At 47.5% G+C, this 19,305-nt stretch carries 22 protein-coding genes; all 22 read right to left on the bottom strand.

Annotation, left to right across the window (positions count from 1 at the left end; translation table 11 throughout):
- Nucleotides 1–27: 27 nt before the first annotated feature.
- The 22 genes from trmFO to ftsY all read right to left on the bottom strand — a co-directional run bounded on the left by trmFO (nucleotide 28) and on the right by ftsY (nucleotide 19,297).
- Nucleotides 28–1,335, bottom strand: coding sequence for an FADH(2)-oxidizing methylenetetrahydrofolate--tRNA-(uracil(54)-C(5))-methyltransferase TrmFO (trmFO, locus tag PO771_RS06730; RefSeq protein WP_272562497.1), 1,308 nt, complete (start codon nucleotides 1,333–1,335; stop codon nucleotides 28–30).
- Between the two features lie 21 nt (nucleotides 1,336–1,356).
- A complete protein-coding gene (gene topA / locus PO771_RS06725) occupies nucleotides 1,357–3,438 on the bottom strand; it encodes a type I DNA topoisomerase (RefSeq protein WP_272562496.1) in 2,082 nt (693 codons plus the stop codon).
- Nucleotides 3,439–3,514: 76 nt separating this feature from the next.
- On the bottom strand, nucleotides 3,515–4,615 hold the full coding sequence (gene dprA, locus PO771_RS06720; RefSeq protein ID WP_272562495.1) for a DNA-processing protein DprA: 1,101 nt from the start codon (nucleotides 4,613–4,615) through the stop codon (nucleotides 3,515–3,517).
- Nucleotides 4,616–4,729: 114 nt separating this feature from the next.
- Nucleotides 4,730–5,638, bottom strand: a complete 909-nt coding sequence (gene sucD, locus PO771_RS06715; RefSeq protein WP_272562494.1) for a succinate--CoA ligase subunit alpha — start codon at nucleotides 5,636–5,638, stop codon at nucleotides 4,730–4,732.
- 27 nt (nucleotides 5,639–5,665) lie between these two features.
- On the bottom strand, nucleotides 5,666–6,826 hold the full coding sequence (gene sucC / locus PO771_RS06710) for an ADP-forming succinate--CoA ligase subunit beta (RefSeq protein WP_272562493.1): 1,161 nt from the start codon (nucleotides 6,824–6,826) through the stop codon (nucleotides 5,666–5,668).
- A 195-nt stretch (nucleotides 6,827–7,021) separates the two neighbouring features.
- On the bottom strand, nucleotides 7,022–7,150 hold the full coding sequence (gene sda, locus PO771_RS06705; RefSeq protein WP_272562492.1) for a sporulation histidine kinase inhibitor Sda: 129 nt from the start codon (nucleotides 7,148–7,150) through the stop codon (nucleotides 7,022–7,024).
- A 196-nt stretch (nucleotides 7,151–7,346) separates the two neighbouring features.
- Complete coding sequence (locus PO771_RS06700) at nucleotides 7,347–8,891, bottom strand: YifB family Mg chelatase-like AAA ATPase (protein WP_272562491.1); 1,545 nt, start codon at nucleotides 8,889–8,891, stop codon at nucleotides 7,347–7,349.
- A 192-nt stretch (nucleotides 8,892–9,083) separates the two neighbouring features.
- Nucleotides 9,084–9,446, bottom strand: a complete 363-nt coding sequence (locus tag PO771_RS06695; protein ID WP_272562490.1) for a YraN family protein — start codon at nucleotides 9,444–9,446, stop codon at nucleotides 9,084–9,086.
- On the bottom strand, nucleotides 9,443–9,727 hold the full coding sequence (locus PO771_RS06690; protein WP_272562489.1) for an EscU/YscU/HrcU family type III secretion system export apparatus switch protein: 285 nt from the start codon (nucleotides 9,725–9,727) through the stop codon (nucleotides 9,443–9,445). Before PO771_RS06690 ends, PO771_RS06695 begins: the two co-directional genes overlap by 4 nt.
- Nucleotides 9,724–11,187, bottom strand: coding sequence for a hypothetical protein (locus PO771_RS06685; RefSeq protein ID WP_272562488.1), 1,464 nt, complete (start codon nucleotides 11,185–11,187; stop codon nucleotides 9,724–9,726). The genes PO771_RS06690 and PO771_RS06685 overlap by 4 nt, the downstream gene beginning before the upstream one ends.
- 20 nt (nucleotides 11,188–11,207) lie before the next feature.
- On the bottom strand, nucleotides 11,208–11,975 hold the full coding sequence (locus tag PO771_RS06680) for a ribonuclease HII (protein ID WP_272562487.1): 768 nt from the start codon (nucleotides 11,973–11,975) through the stop codon (nucleotides 11,208–11,210).
- Between the two features lie 86 nt (nucleotides 11,976–12,061).
- Nucleotides 12,062–12,961 (bottom strand): ribosome biogenesis GTPase YlqF, encoded by a 900-nt coding sequence (gene ylqF, locus PO771_RS06675; RefSeq protein ID WP_272562486.1) that lies wholly within the window; start codon nucleotides 12,959–12,961, stop codon nucleotides 12,062–12,064.
- A 22-nt stretch (nucleotides 12,962–12,983) separates the two neighbouring features.
- The gene (gene lepB, locus PO771_RS06670; RefSeq protein WP_272562485.1) at nucleotides 12,984–13,541 is read right to left on the bottom strand and encodes a signal peptidase I; all 558 of its coding nucleotides are present in this window, start codon (nucleotides 13,539–13,541) and stop codon (nucleotides 12,984–12,986) included.
- 70 nt (nucleotides 13,542–13,611) lie between these two features.
- Nucleotides 13,612–13,959, bottom strand: a complete 348-nt coding sequence (rplS, locus tag PO771_RS06665) for a 50S ribosomal protein L19 (RefSeq protein ID WP_096465030.1) — start codon at nucleotides 13,957–13,959, stop codon at nucleotides 13,612–13,614.
- Between the two features lie 147 nt (nucleotides 13,960–14,106).
- A complete protein-coding gene (gene trmD / locus PO771_RS06660; RefSeq protein WP_272562484.1) occupies nucleotides 14,107–14,862 on the bottom strand; it encodes a tRNA (guanosine(37)-N1)-methyltransferase TrmD in 756 nt (251 codons plus the stop codon).
- Nucleotides 14,863–14,871: 9 nt separating this feature from the next.
- Nucleotides 14,872–15,387: a ribosome maturation factor RimM gene (gene rimM / locus PO771_RS06655; RefSeq protein WP_272562483.1), complete on the bottom strand. Its 516-nt coding sequence runs from the start codon at nucleotides 15,385–15,387 to the stop codon at nucleotides 14,872–14,874.
- Nucleotides 15,380–15,802, bottom strand: a complete 423-nt coding sequence (locus PO771_RS06650; RefSeq protein ID WP_272562482.1) for a YlqD family protein — start codon at nucleotides 15,800–15,802, stop codon at nucleotides 15,380–15,382. The genes rimM and PO771_RS06650 overlap by 8 nt, the downstream gene beginning before the upstream one ends.
- 80 nt (nucleotides 15,803–15,882) lie before the next feature.
- Complete coding sequence (locus PO771_RS06645) at nucleotides 15,883–16,110, bottom strand: KH domain-containing protein (RefSeq protein ID WP_272562481.1); 228 nt, start codon at nucleotides 16,108–16,110, stop codon at nucleotides 15,883–15,885.
- A 29-nt stretch (nucleotides 16,111–16,139) separates the two neighbouring features.
- Nucleotides 16,140–16,412, bottom strand: a complete 273-nt coding sequence (gene rpsP, locus PO771_RS06640) for a 30S ribosomal protein S16 (RefSeq protein ID WP_272562480.1) — start codon at nucleotides 16,410–16,412, stop codon at nucleotides 16,140–16,142.
- An 88-nt stretch (nucleotides 16,413–16,500) separates the two neighbouring features.
- Nucleotides 16,501–17,850: a signal recognition particle protein gene (gene ffh, locus PO771_RS06635; RefSeq protein ID WP_272562479.1), complete on the bottom strand. Its 1,350-nt coding sequence runs from the start codon at nucleotides 17,848–17,850 to the stop codon at nucleotides 16,501–16,503.
- Nucleotides 17,851–17,860: 10 nt separating this feature from the next.
- On the bottom strand, nucleotides 17,861–18,205 hold the full coding sequence (gene ylxM / locus PO771_RS06630; protein ID WP_272562478.1) for a YlxM family DNA-binding protein: 345 nt from the start codon (nucleotides 18,203–18,205) through the stop codon (nucleotides 17,861–17,863).
- Nucleotides 18,206–18,304: 99 nt separating this feature from the next.
- Entirely contained in the window at nucleotides 18,305–19,297 is a 993-nt protein-coding gene (gene ftsY, locus PO771_RS06625) for a signal recognition particle-docking protein FtsY (protein WP_272562477.1), read from the bottom strand.
- Nucleotides 19,298–19,305 lie beyond the last annotated feature (8 nt).

The raw sequence follows: 19,305 nt of genomic DNA, 5'->3' as shown, positions 1-19,305 counted from the left end.
ATAACACACCTACGTAGCTGTCGCAACTTAATTGGAGATCAACTCAGTACAATTCTGAATTTTATCCAGCGCTCGTTCTGCCATTTTTTCATACCGTTCTTTTTTGTTGCGAATTTTTTTCTCAAGCGGCGGAAAAAGTCCGAAATTAGCATTCATCGGCTGGAAGTTATCTGGATTCGCTGTTGTAATATAATGCGCCATACTTCCCATTGCTGTTTCCTGTGGGAAGACAACAGGCTCTAGCCCTTTTGCCAAACGAGCAGCGTTTATCCCGGCTACCATCCCTGATGCAGCTGATTCTACATACCCTTCTACACCGGTCATCTGTCCCGCGAAGAATAATGTTTCCCGATCCTTATACTGATACGTTGGTTTCAACAGGCGTGGTGAGTTAATAAACGTATTGCGGTGAATGACACCGTAGCGTACGATTTCTGCATTCTCAAGCCCTGGAATCATACTAAATACCCGCTTCTGCTCCGGCCACTTCAGATGTGTCTGAAATCCAACAATGTTATACAATGTACCGGCACTATTGTCCTGACGCAGCTGTACAACTGCATATGGTTGTTGACCTGTACGCGGATCGCTGAGCCCAACCGGCTTGAGTGGACCGAACAGCATCGTCTGTCTACCGCGCTTCGCCATTACCTCGATCGGCATACAACCTTCAAAGAAAACCTGCTTCTCAAACTCTTTCAACTGCACTTCTTCTGCTGTAATCAGCGCCTCATAAAAGGCATTGAACTCTTCTTCATTCATCGGGCAGTTCAAATAGGCTGCTTCTCCTTTATCATAGCGCGAAGCAAGAAAAACTTTTTCCATGTTGATCGTTTCTTTGTCCAGAATCGGTGCAGCAGCATCGTAGAAATACAAGTACTCCTGTCCGGTTAGCTTCTGTAACTGCTCTGACATATCGGGGGATGTAAGCGGTCCAGTCGCTATGACTACGATACCATCGGGAATCTCGGTAATCTCTTCGTGCCTCACTTCAATATGCGGATGATTACGCACACTGTTTGTGACCGCTTCAGCAAACTCGTGGCGATCCACCGCAAGTGCTCCCCCTGCCGGAACTGAACAGTTGTCTGCTGAACGCATAATGATGGAAGAGAAACGTCGCATCTCTTCCTTAAGAATCCCAACCGCATTTGTTAGTGAATTGGCACGCAATGAATTGCTGCATACTAACTCCGCAAATTTGTCTGTATGATGAGCCGGTGTCTGCTTTACCGGGCGCATCTCATATAAAATTACATCGACGCCCTGCTCGGCAATCTGCCAGGCAGCTTCACTGCCCGCAAGACCTGCACCGATGACGGTTACTTTTTCCATGCTGTCTGTATGCTCCTTACGTTATAACGTTTCCTCTTCATAATCACATGCTACACATTGAACAGAAGGCCCTTTGTTCTTGCCTTTTCCCTTCTTTTCTACCAGCATCCCCGAACATTTCGGGCATGTACGCGGTAGCGGTTTGTCCCAGGATACAAAATCACATTCTGGATACTGGTTACAACCGTAAAACATCCGGTTCTTTTTACTTTTACGTTCTACGATGTGTCCGGTTTCACATTTTGGACAAGCAACGCCAATTTCTTTTACAATCGGCATCGTATTTCGGCAGTCCGGGAAAGCCGAGCAAGCGAGAAATTTGCCATACCGCCCCATCTTATATACCATTGGGCTATTGCACTTTTCACAGATGACATCAGATACTTCATCCTTAATCTCGACTTCCTGCATATGCTGTTCAGCCACTTCTAGACGCTTTGCGAACGGATCATAAAATTCTTCGAGTACGCGCACCCATGCTTCTTTGCCTTCTTCAATATGGTCAAGATCATCTTCCATCTTGGCGGTAAACTTCGTATCCAAAATTTCTGGGAAGAATTCTTCCATGAGACCAAGCACGATCTCACCTAATTCAGTCGGAACAAAACGACGCTCCTGAAGCGCTACATACCCTCGCTTCTGGATCGTATCAAGTGTTGGCGCATACGTACTCGGACGACCAATCCCAAGCTCCTCGAGCGTTTTGACAAGACGTGCCTCCGAATAACGCGGCGGCGGCTGTGTGAAGTGCTGCTTCGGCTCGATCTGCTCGGCAATCACTCCCTGCCCCACTTCAAGCGGCGGTAGCATCTTATCCTCCTCTGCCTGTACATCATCTGTTCCTTCTACATATACCTTCATAAAGCCAGGGAACTTAACCTGCGAGCCACTAGCACGGAATACGGCGTCTCCAGACATAATATCCGCTGTAACCGTATCAAGCACCGCAGACGCCATCTGACTTGCGATAAAACGCTCCCAGATGAGACGATATAGTTTAAGCTGGTCACGGGATAAATATTCCTTTAAAGAGGATGGACTGTATGAAACAAATGTCGGGCGCACCGCTTCATGCGCATCTTGCGCTTTTTCTTTCTTGCCAAACTGGCGTGGTTCGGTAAGCGAATACTCCGGTCCATACGCATCAATAATATATGCTTTTGCTTCTTCCTGTGCAGTCTGAGAAATACGTGTTGAGTCGGTACGCATGTATGTAATCAAACCGACGGTGCCATCCTTGCCAAGGTCAATCCCTTCGTATAGCTGCTGAGCTACCATCATCGTTTTAGCGGCACGAAAGTTCAGCTTACGGGCTGCCTCCTGTTGCAGAGAACTCGTTGTAAAAGGAGCTGCCGGATTGCGCTTGCGCTCTCTACGCTTTACATCTGTAATCCGGAATGTTCCATCTTTTAAATGATCAAGCAGCTTATTTACATCCGCTTCTGAAGTAAGTTCCGTTTTTTCCTGCCCGTAGCTATAAAACTTCGCTTCGAATGCTCCACCTGCTGATGTAAGATGTGCGGTTACCGACCAGTACTCCTCCGGTATGAATGCATTGATTTCTTTTTCTCGGTCGATGATTAGCTTTACGGTTACGGACTGAACACGGCCAGCACTCAAGCCTTTTTTCACTTTTTTCCAAAGAAGTGGAGAGATATTGTAGCCAACCAGACGGTCTAAAATACGACGTGTCTGCTGCGCATTAACCAGATCCATGTTGATCTTGCGCGGGTGCTTAAACGCCTCCTTCACCGCCTGCTTCGTAATTTCATTAAACACAACGCGGCATTCACCGCTCTGGTCTATATTTAAACTATGGGCCAAATGCCAGGCAATCGCTTCCCCTTCGCGATCGGGGTCAGCTGCGAGATAGACATGTTTCACTTTTTTAGCAGCATCTCGCAATTCCTTTAATACGTCACCTTTACCCCGGATGGTAATGTATTTTGGCTCGAAGCCACTTGCTACATCGACACCCATCTGGCTTTTTGGCAAATCTCGTACATGGCCCATTGACGCTTTCACAATATATTTTTTACCCAAATATTTTCCAATTGTCTTCGCCTTTGCGGGAGACTCCACTATTACCAGTGAATCTGCCAAGCAAGTTTCCCCCTTTTATAAAGAAAAGAATTCCTCCTATTATTAATTACAAAACTTCAGTTTGTCAAACCCTCTTCTATGGCTTTACCCGAATATACGCCTGTCCAGGCAGTTGTATGACCTGTTTCTTCATTTGCAACGATAACAGAAGAAAGTGTAAATAGGAAGGAGAAAACTCCGTTCGACATAAAATCTGTTCATACGACACCGATTCCCATGGAATCAGGCGCAATAACGCTGCTTCCTCACTACTGAGTGATTCAGATGTATCAGCAGCCTCTGTATTTCCTACCTGTGTATCCCATGCGAGTTCAGGATATTCAAATACGATATCATGAACGTGCTGAACAAGTTTAGCCCCTTGCTGAATGAGCCAATGGCAGCCCGCGCTTTTGGGCGAATGAATAGACCCTGGAACTGCAAATACATCACGTCCTTGTTCGATTGCGAGATCAGCTGTAATAAGAGAGCCGCTGCGAGCTGCCGCTTCAACCACAAGTATACCGTGTGCAAGTCCGCTTATAATCCGATTGCGTTCTGGAAAAAATCCGCGTTGTGGGCGTGTTCCCGGCGGATATTCGGAGAGAAGAAGCCCTTGCTGTCGAATCATTATCGCAAGCTGGCGATTTTCTGTCGGGTACACCCAATCGATACCACATCCAAGTACAGCAATGGTCCCACCCTTCGCCTCAAGTGCCCCTGTATGTGCCTCGCCATCAATACCACGCGCCATACCAGATACGACCACAAGCCCCTTCTCGGCTAATTCCCGGCCAAATTGACGAGCTAGCTGCCGACCATACTGCGTTGGTGTTCTCGTTCCTACAAGCGAAAAAGCAGGCTGCTTAAGCAACTCAATGTTGCCATCTACATACAAAAGTTCAGGCGCATCTGGAATCTCCTGCAGCCACTCACTATACGATTCACTTCCATATGCCAGCACCGTAATTCCTTTCTCACTCCAGACCTCCCTCTTTCTCCTCGCCGCAGAAAGATCGAACTGCAAACGAATTTGTTCGGCCACAGCTTCTCGTACACCAAGTAAGTCGCAAATATCTTTTGTCGTATAGGACGCAAAATTAACAGGCTCGGCCAATTGACGAGCACGACGTACAACAGCCCTTCCTACTCCTTTAATCATCGATAATGCTAGCATCATTTCTGTTAGGTTTTCCATCTTTATTCCCCCTGTCGTTTCTCTTTTATCTTTTCTAGGGAATAATTGGAAATTCCTTCATTTTAAAAAAAAGAGGACGCCTATGACGCCCTCTCCTGTTACAACTTCTTAATCTTATTTTACTGTTTTGCAAATCTCAAGCAAGCCATGTTGTTTGAGCGCTTCGATCATTGTTTCACCCATTACAGACGGAGTTTTCGCTACCGGAATGCCGCATGCTTCCATTGTTTTGATCTTCTCGGCTGCTGTACCTTTACCACCCGAAATGATCGCACCAGCGTGTCCCATACGTTTTCCTGGAGGAGCAGTCTGACCGCCAATAAATCCTACTACTGGCTTCTTCATGTTTGCTTTTACCCATTCAGCCGCTTCTTCTTCCGCTGTACCACCGATCTCACCGATCATGATAACTGCTTCTGTATCTGGATCTTCATTAAACAGCTGCAGGCAGTCGATAAAGTTCGTGCCGTTAACCGGGTCTCCACCGATACCAACCGCTGTAGATTGGCCAATTCCATTTGTCGTCAACTGGTGAACCGCTTCATATGTAAGCGTTCCAGAGCGAGATACGATACCAACTTTACCCGGTGCAGTAATATAGCCCGGCATGATACCAATTTTACATTCGCCTGGCGTAATAAGACCTGGGCAGTTCGGTCCAATCAGACGAGTTTTGCTACCTTCCATAAAGCGCTTAACTTTTACCATGTCGAGTACCGGAATACCTTCTGTGATACATACAACAAGTTCAAGTTCTGCGTCAACCGCTTCCATGATTGCATCCGCTGCGAATGCTGGAGCCACATAAATAACAGATGCATTTGCGCCTGTTTCTTTCACTGCCTCTTGAACAGTGTCAAACACCGGAAATCCTTCAACTACTGTACCACCTTTACCCGGTGTCGTACCTCCAACCATTTGTGTTCCGAAGTAGTCACGGCAGCCTTTCGCATGGAACAAGCCTGTAGCCCCAGTAATACCTTGAGTAATGATTTTTGTATCTTTATTAATGAGAATACTCATTTCCTAAGCCCTACCTTTCCCAGATTATTATTGCACCAGTTTAACGATTTTTTCCGCACCGTCTGCCATGGACTCAGCTGCCACGATATCAAGACCGGATTGATTCAAAATCTTCTTACCAAGCTCAACATTTGTACCTTCGAGACGAACGACGAGTGGACGATCCAGACTTACCTGTTTCGCAGCTTCAACAACACCTTCTGCGATAACATCGCAACGCATGATACCACCGAAAATGTTAACGAAGATACCTTTTACGTTTTCATCAGAGAGGATCAGCTTGAATGCAGCTGTAACTTTCTCTGTTGTCGCGCCGCCGCCAACATCGAGGAAGTTCGCTGGGTCGCCACCGTAATGCTTGATGATATCCATTGTCGCCATCGCAAGACCTGCACCGTTAACCATGCAGCCGATATTGCCCGCAAGTGCGATGTAGTTCAGGTCATATTTGGATGCTTCGATTTCTTTCTCATCTTCTTCGTCCAGGTCGCGCAATTCTTGTACATCTGGGTGACGGTACAAGGCATTGGAATCAAAATTCAGTTTGGCATCAAGCGCCATTACGTTACCGTCGCCTGTTACAACAAGCGGGTTAATTTCTGCGATTGAGCAATCTTTATCAACAAATGCCTGATAAAGCGCCATCATAAATTTCACTGCTTTATTTACAAGGTTTTTCGGAATATTAATCGCTAGAGCCAGCTTACGTGCCTGGAATACTTGCAGGCCTACAGCCGGGTCTACAACTTCTTTAAAGATTTTTTCTGGAGTTTTTTCGGCTACTTCTTCGATTTCTGTACCGCCTTCTTCAGAAGCCATCATAACTACGCGGTTTGTGTTACGGTCTACTACAACACCTACGTAGTATTCTTTTTGAATATCGCAGCCTTCTTCAATAAGCAAGCGCTTTACTTCTTTACCTTCTGGGCCTGTCTGGTGTGTTACCAGCACTTTGCCGAGAATTTCCTTAGCGTATGCTTGAACTTCGTCGAGGTTTTTAGCGATTTTAACGCCGCCTGCTTTTCCACGACCGCCTGCGTGAATTTGTGCTTTTACTACATACACGCTGGAATTTAATGTTTTGGCTGCTTCAACTGCTTCTTCTACGGTGAAGGCTACTTTGCCATTCGGTACAACGACACCGTACTGTTTAAGTATCTCTTTGCCTTGATACTCATGGATATTCATTCTCCATCCTCCTAATCTTTCTCATAAATAAGCGCATTCAACTTGTCACATAGTTGTCATTGGACAAATCGCTATGCGGATACAGTATAGACTATTCGTCACAATTCGGCAAACACCTGCTAAATATGTAGAATTTTTTAATATCTTAAAATAAAAAAAGCAACGCTTTGAGCGCTGCTACCTTCTGTGTATGTTTTACATAGCATATTTTAAATCACGTCGGGAAATTTCATCTTGGAGCAGTGCAATGAAGTCTGTTCCTAAATCTAGAGCAATTGCCTTACCGTATGCTTCTAGCAATGCCTCGTTTGAAAGAAGCTCCATCTTTTCTCCTCCTTATTCATTACTCTTTTCCCATATTGTAGCATTTCAAAAGAAATCGAACAACTTACGCTTATCCACATGCTTCTGTGAATAAATTGTGTAAACTATGTAAATTATTCGATAAAATCTACATTCTTTCTGTTGATATTGTTATCCACAGCGAATTGTGTCGAAAAAATTTTTTTGAACTGTCGATTTATCGTTTCCAATCGGCTCGATCAAGCACTCGATATTGAAGGGCTTCCGCTATATGAGCTTCGTGTATTTCTTCGCATCCATCAAGATCGGCTATCGAGCGCGATATTTTAAGAATTTTATCATAGGAACGATTACTTAGTCCGGTTGTTCGATAAATAGCAGCCAAAAAACGGCTGCCTTCCTTAGAAAGCTGCACATGTGTACGTAGGGCAGTACCGAACAAATCCGCATTATACATACAATTCATTTTTTCATAACGCGCTCGCTGACGGGCACGCGCCCCTTCTACACGTTTACGCATGTCCAGAGAAGATTCTGTAATGTGATCCAGCTCCTCTGTTTCTACTCTTGGCACTTCTACATGCATGTCCATCCGATCAAGTAGCGGGCCGGACAACTTGCGCCGATAACGTCTGACTTCTGATTCTGTACATGTACAAACGTTCGTTTGATCTTCAAATTGATAATGGCCGCAATTACAGGGATTAAATGCCGAAAGTAAAACGACACGGGAAGGTAGCGTGAGCTTTCGATCCCCCCGAATCAATACGATCCTTCCATCTTCAAGCGGCTGGCGCATTGATTCCAGTACCCGCCTAGAAAACTCTGCCCATTCATCAAGAAACAGCACGCCAAGATGCGCTAGGCTCATCTCTCCTGGTTTAGGTCCCATTCCCCCTCCCACCATTCCAGTCAACGTAATCGATGTATGAGGGGCACGAAATGGAGGCTGTCCTTGCTGCTTAAATCGCTCTTCTAGAAGGCCATAAGCACTATATATTGTATCTACTTCCAGCTCCTCTTCTTCACTAAGTAGCGGAAGAATCGTAGGGAATCGGTGTGCCATCATCGTTTTCCCTGTTCCTGGTGGACCAACCATACACAAATGATGCCGGCCAGCAGCTGCCACTTCCATCGCCCGTTTGACATGACGCTGTCCTCTCACATCTGAAAAACAGAGCGAGGAAATTCGTGGTTCTATCCGATCAGTACACGCATCAACTAGCTGACTTATTTCTGTTATCTGTTCATCCGGACAGGCAAAAAGGGCTGCACATTCTTGCAAGGTGCTCGCCCGTAACAACGGCAGACGAACCCGATCTACTTCCTCTCCTGTATCGAGTGGCACAACAGCCCCCGGTTCATTCTGTCTACGTGCACCAAGAAGTATCGGCAAAAGACCTGGTACAGAACGCAATCGCCCCTCTAATGATAGCTCCCCAACAAACAGCCAGTCCGCAAGCCGATTACGAACTTCAATCTGCCCACTAGCAAGCAGGATCGCCACCGCAATGGCACAATCAAGCATAGACCCTGCCTTCCGCATATCAGCAGGCGCAAGGTTTACTGTAATTCTCTGTAGCGGAAAAGTAAATCCGCTGTTTTTGATCGCAGCCTTTACCCGCTCCCGCGCTTCTCGTACCGAAGAGGCAGCCAGCCCGCTAATCTCAAAATGCGGCAGCCCATTCGCAATGTCTGCTTCAACCTCGATGCATTTTCCTTCTACTCCGTATACAACTGCACTTTTTACACGTGCAAACATATTCGCACTTCCTTTTTTTACCATAATTATACTATGGTGCATTGGATGTGTATATGACAGAAAAAAAACCTGCCGAAGTCGGCAGGATAGGGATGGAGGTGTTTCACGTCGAGTACACTAGTAAAATATGCACCATACTTTCTTTTTTCGTGGACAGGTGCCTTGTAGGCGCACCTATTTCACTGCCCTTTTTTAAAAAGCATTCTGTATATGAACAATGTCCATCGCTCCATTATGGTTTTTCGTAATGATGACCGCATCAAACCGAAATCTCTGTCCTGCTCCGTGCTGCTGCATGTAGGCAAGCGCTGCACCGTGTATTTTTCGCTGCTTATGTACGGTAATCGCCTCACTCCCATGCCCAAAGCGGGCCGTACGACGGGTTTTCACCTCAACAAATACTAGTTCACCCCCATCGCACATTACAAGATCAATCTCAGCTGTACGCGTGCGAAAATTACGTGCCACAACCTCATATCCACATGATACAAGGTAGCGGCAGGCAGCTTCTTCTCCTTCCAGACCAAGCTGCCTTCCGCTATACTGCCCACTCATGATGGACGACTCTTTCGATCTGTTTGATACACAAACGCCAGCAATTCCGCCACGACCTGGTACAACTCAACGGGAATCTGCTCATTTAACTCAAGACCCGCGAGTACTTGCACAAGAGACGGGTCTTCCTGAACAGGAATTCCATTCTCTTTTGCCTGCTCAATAATTTTATCAGCAACCAGTCCTTTTCCTTTCGCAATCACGCGCGGCGCTTCCGCTTCCTGCAAGTTATAACGAAGGGCAACCGCACTTTTACGCGGATATTTCGCTTTCTCTTTCATATGCGGAAATCCACTCCTTTATAATTAGCCAAACTCGATGACGGAGATGCAAACGGTCTGGCTTTCCCCTGGGGAGCAGTTGGTTCCGAGCTCGATGTACCTGCCCCCTCATCTGGTATCGGTGACACACGAATCGAAGAAAGTCGGTAGCCCTGTTCAGCCAGACGAACTTCCAGCGGACCACGCAGCATTCTCACCATCTCCGCGGTCTTTTCTTCATCGTTGTACAAATGAACCGACAAAATCCGATTCACAACCGAAACATCAAGCATCGTCTCACCCATATTTTGCATGGATAAATAGAAAAACAGGCGACAATTATCAGGATCAAGCTCTCCATTTCCTTTGCGGCGCGATTCCACCTGAACGAGCGCATTTTCTCCATCCGGATTGCCTGGCATCGGGAGTTGAAGCGATACTTGAACAAATGCTGACTCATTCGTATTTACTGTCATTAACTGCTGACCCGTAAGCTGGTGAACTGCCTGTTGCATCTGCTCACGCATTCCCTGCGGAAGCAGGTGCGCATCTTCATGCTGCAACAACTGTAACAGGGCTGCTTTCACATTTTGCGACACCGCCTGTTGCGGCTCACTCTCTTCACGCAACGAAGCTGATGACATAGTAAGCTGGGAAGAAGCCAGTTCGCGCTCATGACGCAGTCCTAGACGATCAAATAATTCCGTCACAACCGCTTTAGCTGCCGAAACATCAGCCTGCGGACGACTCGTCTGCCCTGCAGTGTGTCCATCCGTATCCGCTACTTCACGATTCCCGGCTAACATCCCTGCCGTCTGCTCTAATGCTGTACGGGCGCTGCGGAGCGCTGGAAGCGTCTGCTCTACTGCCTGCCGAAGCGATGGCGGAAAATCCCGCGGCTGCTGCGCTGCTTGTTCTAGTGAATCAGCGAGGTTTGTAAGCGAGCCGCCTATGCTTGTATTGCCTACAAAAGCGCGCAAGGATAGTACCGTTTCTTTCGTAACCGGAAGTCCTTTTTTAACCGCAAGTATGGCTGCATCCAGTGTTTCTTGATTGTTTCCGACTTCACGCATGACCTGCTGAAACGCACGTAGCGAATCTGCTTTCAGCGGCACATTCTGATCAACCAGTGTTTTTAACAGTTTCATGTTTTCTTCGTTTACCGATGCCCCTAGACCGCGTGCCAGCCCTTCAAGACCAGGGTCAGCTGCTACGTTTGGCTGACCTGGCTGATTGATCACCTTGAGTGTAACAGGCTGACCACCTGGCTGTACCTGCAACCACGTTCGCTGGCCTAGTTCAAGCGGTGTTTCCAAACGAGCAGTTACGGTAAGCCCACCAAGTTGAACAGTAGCCATATTGTCCGGAAATAGCTTCAGCACCTTACCTGAAAACACCTGTCCGGATTTCAGCTCGATTACAGATGACCGAACCTGCTGAATCTGATCCAGCATCTGTCCGATCAACATGTTTTGAATCATAGCCTATTCCCCCTCACATATTAATCCGGTAATACACCACCAAAGCTTAGCCGATGAATCGGACATGGACCAAGCTTGCGCAGACCAGCCAAGTGTTCTGCTGTTCCATACCCCATATTAGCGGCAAATCCATACCCCGGATATTGCTCGTCGTACGCTTTCATCATTCGGTCACGCTCTACTTTTGCAATAATCGAAGCAGCTGCAATCGAGATGCTTTTACCGTCTCCACCGATGATTTTCTTCTGCTCAATTGCAAGTCCTGGAATGATAACGGCGTCATTCAGTGTGATCTGAGGTGCAGGCGACAAGTTCAGCACAGCTTCACGCATGGCAGCAAGTGTCGCCTGATAAATGTTAATCTCATCAATCACCTTGCTATCATTGCCAGCAACCGCCACCGCAAGCGCACCCTCCATGATGGCTTCGTACATCACCTCACGTCTAGCAGCCGGAACTTTCTTCGAATCGTTCAATCCTGGCAAATAAAAATCAGCAGGTAAAATAACAGCTGCTGTCACAACAGGACCAGCAAGTGGGCCGCGTCCAACTTCATCAACGCCTGCAATATACTTGTATCCTTGCGCCCATAGCTCCTGCTCCATGACACTCATCTCCTGCCAGCGCATGTAGTCTGCTTTTTCGCGCGTGCGGGCCCGCTGCCACTGCTTATACGCATTCTGCACCCCGGAACGACTATCTGCTTGAATGTGCGCCTGTTCGTCAGGCGTCAGTTCTTTCCGTTCCGCAAGCCACTGTTTTACTTCTGTTATCGTCATTGCCTTCATATCTAATAAGCCCCCTCTTGCTCTTCTGCTCCCATTTATAACAAAAACGCGCAGCCAGGCCGCGCGTTTTTATGAAAGGTATGCTGTTAGTACGGCGTAATATCATCCATGCTCACACGTGCCATCTCAATGGTAAATGGATCCTGCGGACGTTCAAGAGATACAGTGCCAATCTTGCCGCTACGCAGCTCGCGTAGAATCAGTTCCGACACTTTATCATAATCAATATGACCACCACTTACGACGCAGCCTCGGCGCCGTCCGATCGCATCCAGCACCTCGATCTTATTCTCTGGAATGTCCGTAAGCTGGTAGCGTGAAGCAAGTGCCCCCGGATAATGCATCTGCAAATACGCCACGACAAACAAGGCAACTTCCTGAAAATCAATAATCTCATCTTTGATCGCACCGCTCGCTGCAAGACGTAGTCCGACAAGCGGATCTTCAAACTTCGGCCAAAGAATCCCTGGCGTATCAAGTAGTTCAAGCACTTTGCCAACCTTCACCCACTGCTGCGCCTTCGTCACAGCCGGACGATCTCCTGTCTGCGCTACTTTGCGCCCGGCCAGACGGTTCATCAGCGATGATTTCCCTACATTCGGGATGCCAAGAATCATCGCTCGAATAGCCCGATCCTGCATTCCTTTCGCACGGCGCTTCTCCATCATCTCTTCAACAAGCGCCTGGCACTCCTGCGGCAGTTTATTCACGCCGCGTCCCGATAGTGCATCAAGCGGAAGGGCTCGAACACCCTGTTCGGAGAAGTGCTGTACCCACGCTTTCGTTACCGCTTCATCGGCCAAGTCCGATTTATTGAGTAAAATGAGACGCGGCTTGCCTGAGACAATCTCATCAATCATCGGATTGCGGCTTGAAAGCGGGAGACGCGCATCTAAAAGCTCAATGACAACATCAATCAATTTAAGTTTCTCTGTTACCTGACGACGCGCTTTGGCCATATGACCCGGAAACCATTGAATTGTCATATGACATCACCTACATTTCTCATTAGTGGAATCGAATTTTATTATACGGCCAGATTACGACCTCGGACCGGCCAACCATTTCTTTTACGGCAACCGGACCGATAATGCGACTGTCCTGGCTGTTCTGGCGATTATCTCCCATTACAAAAACATGACCCGCAGGTATTTTTTGTTTCGGAAAATCATCCGTCAACTTATAGCCTTGCTGCTTTGCCTGTAGTTTATACTGAGCAAGATACGGTTCATCAACCGGCTTGTCATTTATGTATAGCTGGTCATTTTTCATCTCGACCGTTTCGCCTTCCGTTGCGATGACCCGCTTAATATAATCTTTCGTAGCGGTGGCATGAAATACGACAATATCTCCGCGTTGCGGCCCATGTAGATGATAGACGAGTTTGTTGACAATCAGACGCTCACCGTTCTCTAAAGTCGGCATCATGGACGAGCCATCAACGAGAAACGGAGCGAGTAAAAACGAGCGAATAATTAGCGCAAGAATGATGGCTATTCCAAGAGCCTTCATCCATTCCCACGCTTCATTTTTCTTTTCTCCGTTTTGCGAAGCCTGTCCTGTCATAAACATTCTCCTCGCTTTTTATTATAGCTACACTGCAAAAAAGGAGCTTGTATCCAAGCTCCTTTTCGCATTAGCGACGAATTTCTTTAATACGCGCTGCTTTACCCACGCGATCGCGGAGGTAGTAAAGCTTCGCACGGCGAACTTTACCGTAACGGACAAGTTCGATTTTTTCGATTTTCGGGGAGTTCAGCGGAAGTGTACGCTCAACACCTACGCCGTAAGAAATCTTACGAACGGTGAATGTTTCGCTGATACCGCCTCCACGACGTCTGATCACGACACCTTCAAACACCTGGATACGTTCGCGCTGACCCTCGACTACTTTCAGGTGAACACGTACTGTATCGCCCGGGCGGAAGCTAGGAACGTCAGTTTTAAGGCTCGCTTGAGTAATTTCACGAAGAATCTGTTGCATTCTGTTCAACTCCTTCCAACAGATGTTCATTCCGTATGAGAAGTCCACGGTCTTATGTCAGCCGCAACCTCAAAATAGGAAGAGGACCATCTTATTCACAGGGCTGCGTAAGCCCACAAAAAGTATAATATCATAACCGCTGTCCCGTTACAACTGCTCTTTCAACCGTTTGGCAATTTTTTTTATTTCTTCACTAATGCCGTCCGCTTCTAGCAAATCCGGGCGGCGTTCAAGTGTCCGACGCACCGCTTCCTCAAGACGCCACTTCTCGATGTTTTCATGGTGACCGGATAGCAAAATATCGGGCACTGTCCAGCCTCGGAATTCAGCCGGGCGTGTATAATGCGGATGCTCCAAAAGCCCCGTACTATATGAATCCGATATCGCAGACTGGGCATTGCCCAGCGCTCCCGGCTGCAGGCGCACAACACTATCAATGATGACCATCGAAGCAAGCTCTCCACCCGTCAGCACATAATCCCCAATGGAAATCTCATCGGTAACCAGATGCTCGCGAATGCGCTCGTCATACCCTTCATAATGACCACAAATAAAAATGAGGTGCTCCTCTTCGGCTAGCTCCTCAGCAAGCTTCTGGTTGTAGCGCTGACCCTGTGGACACATGAGAATAACACGCGGACGCTTGGCTGGTTCTTTTGTTTCTCCTGCTGACGGCTCGACCAGCGATTCCACTGCCTGGAAGATCGGCTCCGCTTTCAATACCATACCGCCTCCGCCGCCATATGGCATATCATCTACCTGCCCATGCTTATTCCCTGAAAACTCCCGAAAATTCACCAGGCGAAAGGAAACAAGCCCTTTTTGCTGGGCTTTGCCAACAATACTTGTCCCAAGCACACCTGAAAACATCTCCGGAAACAATGTTAACACATCGATTTGCATAGACTCCTCCTAGACCAACCCCGGCAGAAGGTAGACGGTGATCCGTTTCTCTGCAATGTTGATCTCACGCACGACATCATCAATATAAGGGAGTAAAATGTCGCGTCCTTTATCTGGCTTTACAACCCATACATCGTTCGCACCTGGCTGCAAAATCTCTTTAATTTTCCCAAGGCGTTCGCCTTCTTCCGTAAACACTTCGCACCCGATAATATCCTGGAAATAAAATTCTCCTTCGTCAAGTTCGCCCCGGTCTTCCGCACGTACTTTGAGCACTCCACCTTTAAACTTCTCGACCTCATTGATCGATGTAATTCCTTCAAACGAAAGAATATAGAAATTTTTGTGAGGACGCGCGGAAGCAACCGTCAATGGCTTCGGGGTCGGAAGCGACGGATGAAACAAGTATAATACCTGTCCTTTTCTGTACCGCTCCTCTGGAAAATCTGTTTCTGAGATAATGCGTACTTCCCCACGAATTCCCTGGGTATTCACTAGCTTACCTACTGTATAAAACTCACTCACCACGTTTTCCTCCTTTGCGAATTTCAGCTACAATGCCATCTACAAGCACAATCTCCGCTCCATTCATCAGCTCATCAAAGCAATCCCCCACCCGAATCTCTACATCGCTCTGTACGGTTGTGTACGGAATCTCACTTCCATCGGCAAGTGATGCGATATGTTCAAGTCGAACCGCAATCTCTGCAAGCTTCTCTTCCCGCGCGGTTTTTTCCTGGCTAAGACGGCGCTCTACGATGGCAATCGCATCGCGGCCTTTACGCTGGGCCTCGTATAATAACTTTTTGGCTTGAAAATCAAGCTGTTCGAGCTCTAACTCGTACCTTTTCTGCAAACTGTACAGCTCCGCGTTCAACTTTTGTCGTGCTGCTTCAGTAAGTACCATCAGCACTTTAATCTCTCGCTTAATTGTTAGCATGCTCATCCTCCTGCCAGAAGTCAGGTGCTAAATGGAAGAAAAGCCGGGAACGTTTCCGCTCCCGACTTATCTGTTCGTTGTTATCTTATTTCAATTGTGACGCGTTCATTCTCTTTAAGAGCTTTCGCACCAACAACCGTACGCAGTGCACGCGCAATTCGACCTTGTTTGCCAATCACCTTGCCCATGTCATCAGAATGAACAGACAGGCGATACGTCTTGTTGCGCCCCTGCGCCACTTCTTCAATCACAACAGAATCGGGATGGTCGACAAGAGCTTTAGCAATCACTTCAAGTAATGATTTCACACTGTTTATCCTCCCGCCTGTTTATGCCATTACTTCTGGCGTTTTGCTTCGTGGAACTTCTGAAGAAGACCTTGTTTACGGAACAGGCTGCGAACTGTATCAGTCGGTTGTGCGCCTGTAGAAAGCCACTGCATTGCTTTCTCTTCGTTGATTTCAACGATAGCTGGTTGTGCTACTGGATTGTATGTGCCGATTTCTTCAATGAAACGACCATCGCGCGGTGCGCGGGAATCTGCTACTACTACACGGTAGAACGGAGCTTTCTTTTGACCCATACGTTTTAAGCGAATTTTTACTGCCATTTGTTATTCCCTCCATGATTGTGTTTACACACTAATTAATTATTATAACAAAGTCATCCCTTAATGAAAAGACTTCATTTAGCATTTGTTATCCCATAAACGGGAATTTGAACCCGCCTTTTTTCTTGGCTTTGTCGGTCATTTTCGTGAACTGCTTCATCATCTTCCGCATGTCGTCAAACTGCTTGATCAGCCGATTGACTTCCTGAATGGTCGTACCGCTGCCCTTGGCGATGCGCTTGCGACGGCTGGAGTTAATAATCTCTGGCTGCTGCTTCTCGGCAATTGTCATCGAGCGAATGATCGCTTCGACGCGGCCAATCGCCCCATCGTCAATTTTGACATCTTTCAGACCTTTCATTTTGTTCATGCCTGGCATCATGTTAAGCAGTTCATCAAGCGGTCCCATCTTGCGCACCTGTGCCATCTGATCCAGGAAGTCTTCGAACGTAAATTCCGCGTTACGCATTTTCCGTTCTAATTCCTTCGCTTTCTCAGCGTCCACGTCTCCTTGCGCTTTTTCGATGAGCGTGAGCACATCACCCATGCCAAGAATTCGGCTTGCCATCCGCTCTGGATGGAATGGCTCAAGCGCGTCCATCTTCTCGCCCATCCCGGCAAATTTAATCGGTGTGCCGGTTACAGCTTTAACGGAAAGCGCAGCCCCGCCTTTTGTATCCCCATCAAGCTTAGTGAGGACAACGCCGGTCAACTCGAGCTGATTATTGAAGCTCTCTGCTACGTTCACGGCATCCTGACCCGTCATCGCATCGACGACAAGCAAGATCTCGTTCGGCTTCGTGACCTCTTTAATCTCTTGCAGCTCACCCATGAGCGCTTCATCAATGTGCAGGCGACCTGCGGTATCAATCAGCACATAATCAAGATGCTGTTCTTTCGCATGTTCAATCGCTGCCCGCGCGATCTCGACCGGGCTTGTCTGGTTACCCATCTCAAACACCGGAATATCCAATTGATTGCCGAGCACTTGAAGTTGCTTAATCGCAGCTGGACGGTATATGTCACATGCGACAAGAAGCGGCTTACGGTTCTGTTTGCCGCGCAAATAGTTGGCGAGCTTACCAGTCGTCGTTGTCTTACCTGCCCCTTGCAGCCCGACCATCATTACGATTGTCGGTGGACGATTGGATACCGCGAGCTTGCTCTGGCCGCCGCCCATCAGTTCCGTCAACTCATCGTTGACGACTTTAATGACATGCTGGCCTGGTGTCAAGCTTTTCAATACATCCTGCCCGATGGCACGCTCTTTGACCCGGTTTACAAAATCTTTGACGACTTTAAAGTTAACGTCTGCTTCGAGGAGGGCTAGGCGCACCTCGCGCATTGCTTTCGTTACATCTTCTTCGCTTACCTTACCTTTGCCGCGAAGTTTGTCAAATGTTGATTGCAGTCGGCTGGCTAAACTTTCAAACGCCATAATCCGCCTCCTAATCTATCTCCATTTCTAATGCCAGAAGCTTGCGAGTAATCTCACAGGCACGAGAATCGCCACTGCCTGCCTGACACAATTCTTCTTTCAATTCCGTAAGAAGCGTCTGCCGCTTCTCATAGCGGCCAAGCAACCCGAGCTTGCTTTCATACTCCTCGAGCATCTTCGCTACCCGCTTAACCTGTTCAAACACCGCCTGACGGCTAATGTTTTGCAGTTCGGCAATCTCACCGAGCGATAAATCGTCCCGGTAGTACAGTTCAAAATACTGTCGCTGCCTCTCTTTCAACAGCGGGCCGTACATGTCGTACATCAGATGAATGCGTGTCGTTTCTTCAAGCATCGGATTCATCTCCCGTGTCCAGACGTTCAGTGTAAAGCTTGAATCCTTTACAGGAACTAATCATACCGAACACGAGAAAAAGTGTCAAGTATTTTATCTTTACTCCTCGTTATTTTCTTCGTTCTCAATTGCGCCCGCAAATAATGCGTGTACGAACTGCTCCGGATCAAACGGCTGTAAATCGTCCATTTTTTCACCGAGACCTACATATTTCACTGGCACATTCAACTCGTTACGAATCGCAATAACAATCCCGCCTTTTGCTGTACCGTCAAGCTTTGTAAGCACAAGACCGGACAGTTCCGCTGATTCGCTAAACGCTTTGGCCTGACTGAGTGCGTTCTGACCCGTAGTCGCATCCAGCACAAGCAGCGTTTCATGCGGTGCACCTGGAATCTCCCGCGAGATTACCCGCTTGATTTTTGAAAGTTCTTCCATGAGATTGACTTTATTCTGGAGACGGCCTGCCGTATCGCACAGTAACACGTCTGCTTTTTTCGTACGAGCCGCCTGGATGCCGTCATAAATGACCGCCGCCGGGTCTGATCCTTGCTGCTGCTTGACAACTTCAACACCAACACGCTCGCCCCATACTTCTAACTGCTCAATCGCACCCGCACGGAATGTATCACCCGCTGCCATGACTACGTTTTTCCCCTGGCTTTTAAACATGTGCGCCATTTTACCGATTGTTGTCGTTTTCCCTACACCGTTAACTCCGACAAACAAAATGACATTCATCCGGCCCTCTTCAATGTTAAGCGACAAATTTTCGTCTTTATTTTTCAACAGGCCGACCAATTTTTCGGACAGGAGCGGCTGCAAGTCATGTGCATTTTCGATTTTTTGCTTGCGTGCTTCGGAGCGCAAGTCGTCAACAAGCTCCATCACCGTTGTCACGCCGACATCGGCTCCGATGAGAATTTCTTCTAACTCCTCATAAAACTCATCATCAATCCGCTTATAGCGACGTACAAGATCTTCGACTTTCTCAAATGCACTTCGTGTTTTCGTCAGGCCTTCTTTAAACTTATTTGTAATCGTCTCGGCCTGACCGGAGATTTTTTCTTTCAATTTCTTAAAGAAACTCATAGGTACGT

The sequence above is a fragment of the Aneurinibacillus uraniidurans genome, from assembly GCF_028471905.1.
Lineage (GTDB): Bacteria > Bacillota > Bacilli > Aneurinibacillales > Aneurinibacillaceae > Aneurinibacillus > Aneurinibacillus uraniidurans.
This window is presented reverse-complemented; position numbering and strand designations above follow the sequence as displayed.